Source organism: Pseudomonas sp. CCC4.1, assembly GCF_035019225.1.
In the GTDB taxonomy this organism is placed as follows: domain Bacteria; phylum Pseudomonadota; class Gammaproteobacteria; order Pseudomonadales; family Pseudomonadaceae; genus Aquipseudomonas; species Aquipseudomonas bubulae.
The window spans coordinates 1-12,771 of the sequence record NZ_JASJWL010000024.1 but is presented as its reverse complement, the minus strand read 5'-3'; the positions used below and the strand labels follow the sequence as shown (position 1 = coordinate 12,771).

General features: G+C 59.5%; 11 protein-coding genes. 8 read left to right on the top strand and 3 right to left on the bottom strand.

Annotated features, from left to right (window positions below):
* Nucleotides 1-37: 37 nt before the first annotated feature.
* The 7 genes from pqqF (at nucleotide 38) to QN377_RS11835 (ending at nucleotide 7,736) form a co-directional block, all read left to right on the top strand.
* A complete protein-coding gene (gene pqqF / locus QN377_RS11865; protein WP_323567631.1) occupies nucleotides 38-2,476 on the top strand; it encodes a pyrroloquinoline quinone biosynthesis protein PqqF in 2,439 nt (812 codons plus the stop codon).
* A 152-nt stretch (nucleotides 2,477-2,628) separates the two neighbouring features.
* Nucleotides 2,629-2,703: a pyrroloquinoline quinone precursor peptide PqqA gene (gene pqqA / locus QN377_RS11860; protein ID WP_003444522.1), complete on the top strand. Its 75-nt coding sequence runs from the start codon at nucleotides 2,629-2,631 to the stop codon at nucleotides 2,701-2,703.
* Nucleotides 2,704-2,785: 82 nt separating this feature from the next.
* Nucleotides 2,786-3,697: a pyrroloquinoline quinone biosynthesis protein PqqB gene (gene pqqB / locus QN377_RS11855; RefSeq protein WP_048361138.1), complete on the top strand. Its 912-nt coding sequence runs from the start codon at nucleotides 2,786-2,788 to the stop codon at nucleotides 3,695-3,697.
* Between the two features lie 78 nt (nucleotides 3,698-3,775).
* Nucleotides 3,776-4,528: a pyrroloquinoline-quinone synthase PqqC gene (pqqC, locus tag QN377_RS11850; protein ID WP_016782463.1), complete on the top strand. Its 753-nt coding sequence runs from the start codon at nucleotides 3,776-3,778 to the stop codon at nucleotides 4,526-4,528.
* A complete protein-coding gene (gene pqqD / locus QN377_RS11845; protein WP_094999919.1) occupies nucleotides 4,525-4,800 on the top strand; it encodes a pyrroloquinoline quinone biosynthesis peptide chaperone PqqD in 276 nt (91 codons plus the stop codon). Before pqqC ends, pqqD begins: the two co-directional genes overlap by 4 nt.
* Nucleotides 4,793-5,938: a pyrroloquinoline quinone biosynthesis protein PqqE gene (gene pqqE / locus QN377_RS11840; RefSeq protein ID WP_153327691.1), complete on the top strand. Its 1,146-nt coding sequence runs from the start codon at nucleotides 4,793-4,795 to the stop codon at nucleotides 5,936-5,938. The genes pqqD and pqqE overlap by 8 nt, the downstream gene beginning before the upstream one ends.
* Nucleotides 5,904-7,736, top strand: a complete 1,833-nt coding sequence (locus tag QN377_RS11835; protein ID WP_323567630.1) for a S9 family peptidase — start codon at nucleotides 5,904-5,906, stop codon at nucleotides 7,734-7,736. Before pqqE ends, QN377_RS11835 begins: the two co-directional genes overlap by 35 nt.
* Nucleotides 7,737-7,753: 17 nt before the next feature.
* Here QN377_RS11835 and QN377_RS11830 read toward each other — a convergent pair whose 3' ends face one another.
* Together QN377_RS11830 and QN377_RS11825 are read right to left on the bottom strand one after the other, a co-directional pair.
* Nucleotides 7,754-7,912, bottom strand: coding sequence for a YqaE/Pmp3 family membrane protein (locus tag QN377_RS11830; RefSeq protein WP_004419451.1), 159 nt, complete (start codon nucleotides 7,910-7,912; stop codon nucleotides 7,754-7,756).
* A 186-nt stretch (nucleotides 7,913-8,098) separates the two neighbouring features.
* Nucleotides 8,099-9,382: an aspartate aminotransferase family protein gene (locus QN377_RS11825; protein WP_095019489.1), complete on the bottom strand. Its 1,284-nt coding sequence runs from the start codon at nucleotides 9,380-9,382 to the stop codon at nucleotides 8,099-8,101.
* Nucleotides 9,383-9,599: 217 nt separating this feature from the next.
* Here QN377_RS11825 and QN377_RS11820 point away from each other — a divergent pair, with 217 nt between their 5' ends.
* Nucleotides 9,600-10,499, top strand: a complete 900-nt coding sequence (locus QN377_RS11820; protein ID WP_094999915.1) for a LysR family transcriptional regulator — start codon at nucleotides 9,600-9,602, stop codon at nucleotides 10,497-10,499.
* Nucleotides 10,500-10,842: 343 nt separating this feature from the next.
* Here QN377_RS11820 and QN377_RS11815 read toward each other — a convergent pair whose 3' ends face one another.
* The gene (locus QN377_RS11815) at nucleotides 10,843-12,621 is read right to left on the bottom strand and encodes an acyl-CoA dehydrogenase C-terminal domain-containing protein (RefSeq protein WP_095019488.1); all 1,779 of its coding nucleotides are present in this window, start codon (nucleotides 12,619-12,621) and stop codon (nucleotides 10,843-10,845) included.
* Nucleotides 12,622-12,771: the final 150 nt, after the last annotated feature.

Genomic DNA, 12,771 nt, shown 5'->3' with positions numbered 1-12,771 from the left:
CCGCTAGCATGAGCGCTTCTCTGTTCCGGAAGTGCCCATGCCTGCGCTGAACCACCCTCACACCCAACGTCTGACCCTTGAAAACGGCCTGACCCTCTGCTTGCGCCACGAGCCGCGCCTCAAGCGCTGCGCGGCCGTTTTAAGGGTCGCCGCAGGCAGCCATGATGTGCCTGCGGCCTGGCCGGGCCTGGCGCACTTCCTTGAACACTTGCTGTTTCTGGGCACCGCACGCTTCCCGGCGGCAGACAACCTGATGGCCTGGGTACAGCGCCACGGCGGTCAGGTCAATGCCAGAACCTGCGAGCGACATACCGACTTTTTTTTCGAACTGCCCATGGGTGCTTTCGAAGGGGGTCTTGAACGCTTGTGCGACATGCTCGCCCATCCGCGCATGACTCTGCCTGACCAACTGCGCGAACGTGAAGTGCTACATGCCGAGTTTATTGCCTGGGCCCGTGAGCCTTCGGCACAGCGTGAGATCAAACTGTTCCAGCCATTGAACCCGGCCCATCCACTGCGCGCATTCCATGCCGGTAACCGTTATAGCCTGCCAGTACCTCGCGCGGGTTTTCAGCAAGCCCTGAAAGGTTTCTACCAGACCTTTTATCAGGCCGGACAAATGACCTTGAGCCTGAGCGGCCCGTCGGCAATCCGTGAACTGAGCACCCTGGCCGAGCGCTGCAGCGCTGTGTTGCGCCCCGGCAAAGCCGTGCAACAGGCCGATGCACCCGCCTTGATGACCGGTCAGCAGCGACATTATCAACACATTGACGGCTCGCGCCTGAGCCTGATGTTTGCCCTGGAACAGCTGCCGCCGGAGTCTGACAAGGCGCTGGAGTTCCTGTGCAACTGGATCAATGCCGACAAAGCCGGCGGTCTGTTCGCACAGTTACGCCAGCAGCAACTGATCGACACCCTTAAGGCCACGTCGCTCTACTGCTTCAAAGACCAGGCACTGCTACAGATTGAGTTCACTGCAACCAACGCCATTGCCCAACATGCCACGCTAATCAGCGACACCTTCCATGACTGGCTGGGGTTCTTCCGCGCACAACAGGACTGGCCTGCGTTACGTGAAGAGTTCTGTCTGCTGCAACAACGCCAGCAAGACATCAGTGGCGCACTGGAGCTTGCTCGAAGTGACTGCAAGCAACATGTGCCCGGCTTATCGGATCAAGGCGTAACAACCCTCAAGGTCGTGCTGGGGCAGCTGCAGCCAGGGGCAATGCAGTTATCGCACCATGCCTGGCAACTGCCAGCGCCCAATCCATTTCTGCAAGCAGCGAAGGAGCCGGTGAGTGCCGGCCTGATTCGCGGGCAAACCAGCGCTCACCGTGGTTTGCGCACCTTTGCCCAGGATCGTTTGCGCAGTCGCCGCGACGTGTCTGCCATGAGTTTCAGCACGGCAATACCCAACCTCAGCGGCGAAGCAGCGATTTACCTGCGCTGGCGTTTGCCCGCTACACCTGCCGACAACCCGATGCCTGCGCTGCAGAACAGCCTGCGCCCGTTGATCCAGGATGCTCGTGACGCTGGTGTCGAACTTTCGCTCAACGCTTTGGGCAATGACTGGCTGCTGAAGATGTACGGTTACCACGAGCCGATGCCCGCCATTCTGGAAAGCGCCCTGCGTACGCTCGCCAGCCCGTGCACCGGGCAATCAGCCGGCACGCCCCCTGAGGCGACGTTGATGCCCATTCGCCAACTGCTCAAGCGCCTGCCCGAACTGTGCCCGCCCGCTGGCGAAAGTGACGGGGCCCACAATTGGTCAGAAACACGCTGGGACGGGCTGACAGTCGGCCTGCCATCTGCCACACAGGCCTTGATTGGCCCCGTGCTGAACAAGGTGCCTGGTACCCCGGATGCGCAACTGACGCTTCAGTCCGGGCATCCTGTCGAGCGCCATTGGCACACAGTACCCTGTGATTCCAGCGAACACGCACTGCTGCTGTTTTGCCCGGCCGCCGAGGCCACAGTGGCGGGCGAAGCTGCCTGGCGTCTGCTTGCCCAAGTGGCGCAAACCCCTTTCTATCAACGCCTGCGGGTTGAACTGCAATTGGGATACGCGGTGTTCAGTGGCTTGCGCCAAATCAATGGCCAAACCGGCCTGCTGTTTGGTGTGCAATCGCCCCACGCGAGCACGGCACAAATCTTTGAGCACATCCGTAACTTCCTCGTAGATTTGCCAAATCTGGTCTCGGCACTGGATGAAACATCTTTCACCCAGGCCCGCGCCGCCCTGGCACAGCAATTCTCAAGCGAGGCCCTGGGCGTGTCCCAGGCCAGCGAATTGCTATGGCAAAGCAAGCTTGCAGGCCACCCGTCGGATTACCTGACAGCCCTCTACACTGCGCTTATGGCGCTGGATCAAGACACTACACTCAAGGCTGCACAGCAAACCACACAACCTGACAGCCGCTGGTTATGTGTGGCTACCGGTCCTGTAACTGAAACGTTTTATCCCGGAAGAAGCTGATAATTACCAACCCTGCAAAGGGCTTTCTTCGACATTGGGCGTTCAAAAAGCGTCAAATTTAGTAACATAGCCACCTAAGCTTTTGAACATCTCCTTCGGGAGCTGGACTAATCAAGAGACACTACTCACCCACCCGCTGAAGGAGTCATGTTATGGCTTGGACTAAACCTGCTTACACCGACCTGCGTATTGGCTTTGAAGTCACCATGTACTTCGCTAGCCGTTGATCTGCTTCTTCACTGAGCAGAGCAACCCAACGCCTCGGTTCGCCGGGGCGTTTTTATTTCCAGATTTGCAAGAGAACACGCCATGTTTGTCCAGATTCTAGGTTCCGCCGCTGGCGGTGGTTTCCCGCAGTGGAACTGCAACTGCGTCAACTGCGCGGGTTTTCGTGATGGTTCGTTAAACGCCAAGGCACGTACCCAATCGTCGATTGCGATCTCCGACGACGGCGTGAACTGGGTGCTGTGCAACACCTCGCCCGACATTCGCGCGCAACTCCAGGACTTCGCCCCGATGCAACCGGGCCGTGCCCTGCGTGATACCGGGATCAGCGCCATTATTCTGATGGACAGCCAGATCGACCACACCACCGGCCTGCTGAGCCTGCGCGAAGGCTGCCCCCACGAAGTCTGGTGCACTGACATGGTCCACGAAGACCTGAGCACCGGTTTCCCGCTGTTCACCATGCTCAAGCACTGGAATGGTGGCCTGAACTGGAACCGCATCGAGCTGGAAGGTTCGTTCACCATCCCGGCCTGCCCCAACCTGCGTTTCAGCCCGCTGCCCCTGCGCAGTGCCGCGCCGCCGTATTCGCCGCATCGCTTCGACCCGCACCCGGGCGACAATATCGGCCTGATCGTTGAAGACCTGCGCACGGGCGGTAAATTGTTCTATGCCCCAGGCCTGGGCAAGGTTGACGCGCCGTTGCTGGAAATCATGGCGGGCAGTGACTGCCTGCTGGTGGATGGCACCATGTGGGACGACGACGAAATGCAGCGCCGCGGCGTAGGCACCCGTACCGGCCGGGAAATGGGCCATCTGGCGCAAAACGGCCCCGGTGGCATGCTCGAAGTGCTTGAGCAACTGCCCGAGCAGCGCAAAGTGCTTATCCACATCAACAACACCAACCCGATTCTCGACGAAGACTCCGCCGAGCGTGCCGAACTGGTACGCCGGGGGGTTGAAGTGGCCTTTGATGGCATGAGCATCGAATTGTAAAAGCTGAATCTGTAGCAGCTGCCGAACGCAGCCTTCGGCAGCTGCTACAAAGGCATCACATTTTTTTGGAGGCACCAGATGACCCAAGCCCCACTCTCTACCGCCGAATTCGAGGCCGCCCTGCGGGCCAAAGGCGCGTATTACCACATCTACCACCCCTATCAGGTGGCAATGTACGAAGGCCGCGCGACTCGCGAGCAGATCCAGGGCTGGGTCGCCAACCGTTACTACTACCAAGTTAATATCCCGCTTAAGGATGCCGCGATCCTGGCCAACTGCCCTGACCGTGAAGTGCGCCGCGAGTGGATTCAACGCATGATCGACCACGACGGCGCGCCCGGTGAAGACGGCGGCATCGAAGCCTGGCTGCGCCTCGGTCAAGCGGTTGGCCTGGACCCGGATCAACTGCGCTCTCAAGAGCTGGTCCTGCCCGGCGTTCGTTTTGCCGTGGATGCCTACGTCAACTTCGCCCGCCGCGCTACATGGGAAGAAGCCGCCAGCAGCTCGCTGACCGAAATGTTTGCGCCGCAAATCCATCAGTCGCGCCTGGACAGCTGGCCCCAGCATTACCCGTGGATCGACCCCGCCGGCTACGAATACTTCCGCACCCGGTTGGGCCAGGCCCGACGCGACGTGGAGCACGGGCTGGCAATCACCCTGCAGCACTACACTACTTATGAAGGCCAGCAGCGCATGCTGGAAATCCTGCAGTTCAAACTCGATATCCTGTGGAGCATGCTCGATGCCATGACCATGGCCTACGAGCTGGACCGCCCGCCCTATCACAGCGTGACCAGCCAACGTGTCTGGCACAAAGGAATCACCCTATGAGCTTCGATCGCAGCAAAATCCCGACCTGGCGCACCGGCTATCGTTACCAGTACGAGCCCGCGCAAAAAGGCCATGTGTTGCTGTACCCCGAAGGCATGATCAAGCTCAATGACAGCGCGGCCCTGATCGGCGGCCTGATCGACGGCCAGCGCGACGTCGCGGCCATTATTGGCGAACTGGACAAACAGTTCCCCGGCGTACCCGAGCTCGGCGCAGATATCGAGCAATTTATGGAGGTCGCTCGTGCAGAGCACTGGATCGAACTTGCCTGACAGCCGTATCCCGCCCAAGCCTGAAGTCGGCCTGCCGCTGTGGCTGCTGGCCGAATTGACCTACCGCTGCCCGTTACAATGTCCGTATTGCTCCAACCCGCTGGACTTCGCCCAGCAGGGCAAAGAACTGAGCACCGAACAGTGGATCAAGGTGTTTCGCGAGGCGCGGGAGATGGGTGCAGCGCAACTGGGGTTCTCCGGTGGCGAGCCACTGGTGCGCCAGGATCTGGCCGAGTTGATTGGCGAAGCGCGCAAGCTGGGTTTCTATACCAACTTGATCACCTCGGGCATCGGCCTGACCGAGCAAAAGATCAGCGACTTCAAAAAAGCCGGGCTGGACCATATCCAGATCAGCTTCCAGGCCAGCGACGAGCAGGTCAACAACCTGCTGGCCGGCTCGAAAAAGGCCTTCGCGCAAAAGCTCGAAATGGCCAGGGCAGTCAAGGCCCACGGCTATCCGATGGTGCTGAACTTCGTCACCCATCGGCACAACATCGACAAAATCGACCGCATCATCGAGCTGTGCATCGCCCTTGAAGCCGACTTTGTTGAGCTGGCCACCTGTCAGTTCTACGGCTGGGCCCAGCTCAACCGTGTCGGCCTGCTGCCGACCAAGGAGCAACTGGTACGGGCTGAGCGCATCACCAACGAATACCGGGCCAAACTGGAAGCAGAGGGTCACCCCTGCAAGCTGATCTTCGTGACGCCGGACTATTACGAAGAACGCCCAAAAGCCTGCATGAACGGCTGGGGCAGCATCTTTTTGACCGTTACACCTGACGGCACGGCCCTGCCGTGTCATGGTGCCCGACAAATGCCGGTCGAGTTCCCCAATGTGCGTGACCACAGCATGCAGCACATCTGGTACGACTCGTTTGGCTTCAACCGTTTTCGCGGTTATGACTGGATGCCCGAGCCCTGCCGCTCGTGCGACGAGAAAGAAAAGGACTTCGGCGGCTGCCGTTGCCAGGCCTTTATGCTCACCGGGGACGCCAGCAATGCGGACCCGGTGTGCAGCAAATCGCCCCAACACAACCTGATTCTCAAGGCGCGCGAAGAAGCCGAGCACGCCACCCAGACCATCGAACAATTGGCCTTCCGAAATGAACGAAACTCACGTCTTATCGCCAAAAGCTGAGCCCTTCAGCGCCGCACTCGCCGTAGCCGCCGGGGTTGATTTCGCAGAATTGCGAGTCGGCCCGCAAGGCCTGTTCTGGAACGAATATCGTCCACAGGATGCGGCCTCGCGCATCTGGCACTGGCGCGATGGCCAGGCCCACTGCCTGACGCCCGCTGGTTTCAGCGCACGCAGCCGGGTCTATGAGTACGGCGGTGGCGGGTTTTGCCTGAGCGATAACGCCGTGGTTTTCGTCAACGAAACCGATCAGCAGCTGTATCTGCAACCTCTGGAAGGTAGCGCCCCGCAGGCACTGACCCAGGGTGAATGCCGCTACGGCGGCGTGCAGTTTGCCGGCGGGCAGGTGCTGGCAGTCGAAGAAACCGGCGACCAACACCGACTGGTCAGCATCGACCTGGGCACCCTTGAACGTCAGATCCTGGCTGAAGGTGCCGACTTCTACGGCGCACCGGCGCTGAGCCCTGACGGCCAGCGCCTGGCCTGGGTTGAATGGAGCCGTCCACACCAGCCGTGGACCTCTACCCGTCTGATGCTGGCCGAAGGCCAAACCGCCGGGCGCTGGAACACCGCGCAGTGCCTGGCCGGTGATCTTGATGAGGAATCGCTGCAACAGCCGCGTTTCGACGAACATAACCGGCTCCATTGCCTGACCGACCGCGCAGGTTTCTGGCAGCCCTGGGCCGAGTCTGGCGAAGGCCTGGTACCCGCGCCCAGCGCGCGCGCCGATCACGCCCCGGCCCCTTGGCAACTGGGCACCAGCACCTTTGTGCCACTGGGAGAGCAGGCCTACCTGGCCAGTTGGACCGAGGACGGCTTCGGGCGACTGGGCATCCGCACAGCTGACGGCAACCTCGAAGACTTCACCGGTGACTACAGCCATTTTCGCAGCCTGGCATTGGATGAGGCATTTATCTACTGCATCGCAGCATCGCCGATACGCCCTTCAGCCGTGATCCGTATCTGCCGTGCCGAGCATAAGGTCGAGGTACTGGCAGGTGGCATTGCACCGCTGCCCCCCGAACGTATCAGCCGCCCGAGAACTCTGCGTTATCCCTCTGGAACAGGCCATGCCCACGGTTTTTTCTACCCGGCTATGAACGGCGAAAAAAAACCGCCCCTGCTGGTATTTATCCACGGCGGTCCGACTTCGGCCTGTTACCCGATGCTCGACCCGCGCATTCAATACTGGACCCAGCGCGGCTTTGCCGTGGCTGACCTCAACTATCGCGGCAGCACCGGCTATGGCCGTGAGTATCGTCAAGCCTTGCATTTGAATTGGGGCGTGGTGGATGTCGAAGATGCCTGCGCGGTGGTCAGTTATCTCACCGAACAAGATCTGATTGCTCCCCGCCGTGCGTTTATTCGTGGCGGCAGCGCGGGGGGTTACACCACCTTGTGCGCGCTGGCATTCCATAAAGTGTTCCGGGCGGGTGCCAGCCTGTACGGGGTCAGCGACCCGATTGCGCTGACGCGGTCCACCCACAAGTTTGAAGGTGACTACCTGGACTGGCTGATTGGCGATCCGGAGCGCGACGCTGAACGCTATGCAGCGCGCACTCCGTTGCTGTACGCCAACCAGATCAGCGTGCCGGTTATTTTCTTCCAGGGTGAGCTGGACGCTGTAGTGGTGCCGCAACAAACCCGCGACATGCTCCAGGCCCTGCAATACAACGGCATCCCGGCCCAGGCCCATTACTACCCGGACGAGCGCCACGGCTTTCGCAAGGCCAGTAACCAGGCCCATGCACTGGAACAGGAATGGTTGTTTTATAGCCAGGTGATGCAGGCCGATACATAACTGTAGTCGCTGCCTGTTTACCGCTTGGCGATAATCCACACCGCATGCACGATGCCCGGGATATAGCCGCACAGGGTCAGCAGAATATTCAGCCAGAACGCACCGGCAAAACCCACCTGCATAAACACACCCAGCGGTGGAAGCAGAATGGCAAAGATGATTTTAATAAGATCCATATGCGCAGCTCCCTGATAGTGGCGGGCCAGAAATGGCCCTGCTTCTAATCGACTCCAGGCGCAAGCCAAAGGTTCAGACTGAACTTATCCACAGACAAAAAAAAACGCCCCGTACCGAAGAAATCAGGCACGGGGCGATGCGTTATACCGCGAGACGGTTCTTTAAATTCTGTGTAACGGCTGCAATCAGACGGCAACCCCGCGACGGCACTGCAATTGCGCCGTTCGAACCCGGGAAAACGCCCGGGCCAGACGCAGCAGCATTTCATCGATATTGCCCTTGCTCACACACAGGGCCGGGGTAAAACGCAGGCAGTCGGGCTGCGGGGCGCTGATCAGCAAGCCCTCATACAACGCCGCCTTGACCACAGCGTCTGCCGAGTTATCCGACAAGGTCAGACCCCAAAGCAGACCCTGGCCGCGTAATTCGCCCTGTGCATAACTATTTGCCAACCTGCCCAAACCCTCGCGCAGGTGTTGCCCCGCGTCGCGAACCTGCTGCAGAAAGCCCTTGTCCAGCACGGTATCCAGCACCGCCAACCCCGCTGCGCTCATCAAGGCATTGCCATGATGGGTACCGCCCAGCTCGCCGGGCTCCAGGCAACAGGCCTTGCCCCGAGCCAGCAATGCGGCCACTGGTACACCGCCGCCCAGGCCCTTGCCTAACGTAATGATGTCGGCGCGAATGGCGTAATTCTGTTCTGCCAGCAAGGTGCCGCAACGCCCCACGCCGGTCTGCACTTCATCCAGGATCAGCAAAATGCCCAGCTCGCGACACAAGCGCTCAACACCCTTGAGGTAGTGCTCAGTCGCAGGAATCACCCCGGCTTCGCTTTGTACCGGCTCCAGCATGATGGCCACGGTCTGCGCATCGACTGCCGCATGCAGCGCCGGCAAATCGTTGAACGGCACATTGATAAAACCCGGCAACTGCGGCTCGAAGCGGTTATCCACAGAAGCGCCGCCCGAAGCCGACATCGCGCCAAAGCTGCGACCGTGGCAGCTGCGGCTGGCCGTGATGATCCGATGGGCGCCACCGCGATGCAGCTGGCCCCATTTGCGTGCCAGCTTGATCGCACCTTCATTGGCCTCAGCGCCGGTGTTGAGCAAATGCACCTGATCACTACCGGTGCTTTCACACAAGCGCTGCGCCAGGTTCAACATCCCGCGGTTTAAAAAACCTGCACCCGGGTTTAGCAATGATTGCGCCTGCTCGGTCATTGCCTTGACCAGCACCGCCGGGCTGTGGCCCAGGCTGTTGGCCGCACTGCCCTGGGTAAAATCCAGATATGCACGGCTGTCGCTGTCCCACATCCATGAGCCCTGGCCGCGCACAAACACTTGGGCTTCACGCTCAACGCAGGGCATCAGGCAGTCTCGGGACGGGTGGTTGCCAGCTTTGGATGGCGCAGAGTGGGCGGCCATTTCTTCGAGGCTGGGGGAATGGCGACGCAGGTTAAACAGGTTCATGCACGCGGACCTTGTGACCATAAACAGATTCGATTTGCAACCGCCGACGCTTCATGGGAAAGGTAAACCTCTGCTCGGGTTTATTGTCCTGCCTATGTAAAACGCCGTTGCCTATCAGCATCTCTGGCTCGATGAGCCTTGTGGAATGGGCGTAGACTAGGCGCCGGCAGGCCGTTGAGCCATTTCGTTTTTTAAGCATTTTCGATAAGTATTACTTATGGATTTCAAGCAACTGCGTTATTTCGTCGCGGTCTATGAAGAAGGCCATGTGGGCCGTGCCGCCGAGCGGCTTTGCATCTCGCAGCCAGCCCTCTCCCAGCAGATCCGTCAGCTCGAACACAACCTTGATGTGAGCCTGTTCGAGCGCAGCAGCAAGCGCCTGCTGCCTACTTTGGCAGCACACACGCTGTACAACCACGCGCTGCCCTTGCTCGACGGATTGCAGCGAGCCAAAGAGGCTCTGCACAACTTTCAGGGCCAGGCCCTGCGCACCATTGCCATCGGTGTATTGCAAACTGTGCATACCAGCCTGGTGCCGCAGATGCTGGAGCGTGTACGTCAGGCCCAACCCCATTTGGTGGTACAGATCTACGAGCTCACGGGCATAGAGATCGAACGGCGCCTGCTGAATGGTTCACTCGACATTGGCATCAGTTACCTGCCGCCACGCCAGCCTGGGCTGCACGCCATGATGCTTTACGAAGACGAACTGCAACTGGTGATCCCGGCGGATCATCCGTTGCGCGAATTCAAGAAAGTGTCCTTGAGCCAGGCGGCAGAGCTGCCGATGTTGCTGCTGGGGGAAGAGTTTCAGGTGCGCCAGATCTGGCAAGCCCAGCTTGCCAATCTGGGCCGTCGCCCGCAGGTGCAGGCCGAGCTCAACACCATGGCGGGGATCCTCGACAGCCTGCCCCATAGCAAGCTGGCCACTGTCTTGCCAGGGCGCTCGCGTCATCAACACGACGACAAGGCGCTGCTGTGGAAGCCGCTGAGCGAGCCACGGGTACCGCTGCAAGTGGGGCTGGTGTGTCGCGATGTGCAACGCCAGCAAGCCACTTTGGGACTGCTGCGCACGTTGCTTGAAGATGTGATGCAGGGCGATGAAGGGGCGCTGTAGCTGGCCACCTTGTGGGAGCGGGCTTGCTCGCGATTCAGGCGACTCGGTGCTCCAGGAAGACCGTGGTGATGCGATCGCGAGCGAGCCCGCTCCCACAGGAACTGGGAAATCGAGAAAATTCTGACGCACAAAAAAGAAAACCCCGCCGAGGCGGGGTTTTGCAGACTGTTTCCCTGACATCCTTTTCACTCCGCCATCCTGGCAGAATCCTACGTGTCCGTGTTGTTGCTTTGAGCTTCCTGCTCTACGTCCATGGAAAGTAGATTACCCCTGGATCCAATCTGCCGATATGGGAGATTGTCAGCATGTAATGTAAGCAAATGCTTACAAAACACTAAACAGGTTAAAAGTGTGCTTCGTCCAGCAGGTAAAGCGACTCGCTACCCGCCTTGACCGACGCGCTCAGCGAGTGGATACGCGGCAGCAAACGGGCGAAATAGAAGCGTGCCGTGCCCAGCTTGCTGGCATAGAAGGCTTCATCGGCCTCTTTACCCAACGCGGCCCTGGCCATCAACGCCCACATGTACGCATACGTTGTGTAACCAAAAACCTGCAGGTACTCAACGGAGGCTGCGCCGATCTCGTTCGGGTTGTTTTGCGAACGGTCCAGTACCCAGGCTGTCAACTGGTCAAGTATGTCCAAAGCCGCCGCCAGTGGCTGGGTAAACTCGTTCAGGTCGCTGTTGGCGGTGGCGATGAACTGACGGATTTCATCAGCAAACTGGCGGTAGTAAGCCCCGTGGTTGCCAACGATCTTGCGCCCCACCAGATCCAGCGCCTGGATACCGTTGGTGCCTTCGTAGATTTGCGTGATGCGCACATCACGCACCAACTGCTCCTGGCCCCACTCGCGAATATAGCCGTGGCCGCCGAACACCTGTTGGCCATGCACGGTGGTTTCCAGGCCCAGATCAGTCAGGAAGGCCTTGGCCACCGGGGTCAGCAAAGCCACCAGGCCATCGGCGCGCTCACGCGCTGCCGGGTCTTCACTGAACTTGGCGATATCCAGCTGGTTGGCAACATAAGTAGAGAAGGCCCGACCGCCTTCGTTCGAGGCCTTCATGGTCAGCAGCATGCGTCGGACGTCGGCGTGAACGATGATCGGGTCCGCCACTTTATCCTTGGCCACTGCGCCTGTTGCAGCGCGTCCCTGCAAGCGATCGCGGGCATATTCCACGGCGTTCTGATACGAACGCTCACCCGAAGCCAGGCCCTGGATGCCAACGCCCAGACGCTCATAGTTCATCATGGTGAACATGGCGGCCAAGCCACGGTTGGGCTCTCCCACCAGGTAGCCGACAGCTTCATCGAAGTTCATCACACAGGTGGCCGAAGCCTGAATACCCATCTTGTGCTCGATAGAGCCGCAGGTCACCGGGTTGCGCTCACCCAGGCTGCCATCGGCATTGACCATGAACTTGGGCACCAGAAACAGCGAGATGCCTTTAGGCCCCGCAGGCGCGTCCGGCAATTTGGCCAGTACCAGATGGATAATGTTTTCGGTCAGGTCGTGCTCACCACCGGTGATGAAAATCTTGGTGCCGCTGACTTTGTAGGAACCATCCACCTGAGGCTCGGCTTTTGTCCGAATAATCCCCAGATCAGTACCCGCATGGGGCTCGGTCAAACACATGGAACCCGCCCACACACCCGAGTACATATTCGGCAAATAGGTCGTTTTCAATGCTTCGCTGGCGTGCGCGTTGATCGACACACAGGCGCCGGCGGTCAACATCGGGTACAGGCCGAACGACAGGCTGGAGGAGTTGATCATCTCTTCGACCTGGGCCGACACAGCCTTGGGCATGCCCATGCCGCCGAACTGCGGGTCGCCGCCCACACCCACCCAACCGCCTTCGGCGTAGGTGCGATAGGCATCGACAAAACCGGCCGGGGTGGTCACTGCACCATTGTCCCAGTGGCAGCCTTCCTCATCACCACTGCGGCTCAGCGGCGCGATGCTTTTCGCGGTGACCTTACCCGCTTCTTCGAGAATGGCTTCAACCGTTTCAGCATCTACGGTCTCTGCCAACGCAGGCAATTGCGCCCAGAGCTTGGCGACCTCAAAGACTTCATTGAGGACGAAGCGCATATCGCGCAGGGGCGCTTTGTAGTCAGCCATGGCAAACCTCGTAATCTGTAAACGGCGATTATTAATGTAGGACCCAGTCTAGCTTAACGACGATAGCGATACATAGGGTCATGCTGTGACTAATGTATATGTTTTGGTCGAGAGCATATCTGATGTGGGAGCTGTCTCTTATACACATCT

Coding starts and splice junctions, on each gene's coding strand:
- QN377_RS11830 (WP_004419451.1), bottom strand. CDS start 7,912: ATGGATCTTATTAAAATCATCTTTGCCATTCTGCTTCCACCGCTGGGT.
- QN377_RS11820 (WP_094999915.1), top strand. CDS start 9,600: ATGGATTTCAAGCAACTGCGTTATTTCGTCGCGGTCTATGAAGAAGGC.
- pqqC (WP_016782463.1), top strand. CDS start 3,776: ATGACCCAAGCCCCACTCTCTACCGCCGAATTCGAGGCCGCCCTGCGG.
- QN377_RS11815 (WP_095019488.1), bottom strand. CDS start 12,621: ATGGCTGACTACAAAGCGCCCCTGCGCGATATGCGCTTCGTCCTCAAT.
- pqqB (WP_048361138.1), top strand. CDS start 2,786: ATGTTTGTCCAGATTCTAGGTTCCGCCGCTGGCGGTGGTTTCCCGCAG.
- QN377_RS11825 (WP_095019489.1), bottom strand. CDS start 9,382: ATGAACCTGTTTAACCTGCGTCGCCATTCCCCCAGCCTCGAAGAAATG.
- pqqD (WP_094999919.1), top strand. CDS start 4,525: ATGAGCTTCGATCGCAGCAAAATCCCGACCTGGCGCACCGGCTATCGT.
- pqqF (WP_323567631.1), top strand. CDS start 38: ATGCCTGCGCTGAACCACCCTCACACCCAACGTCTGACCCTTGAAAAC.
- QN377_RS11835 (WP_323567630.1), top strand. CDS start 5,904: ATGAACGAAACTCACGTCTTATCGCCAAAAGCTGAGCCCTTCAGCGCC.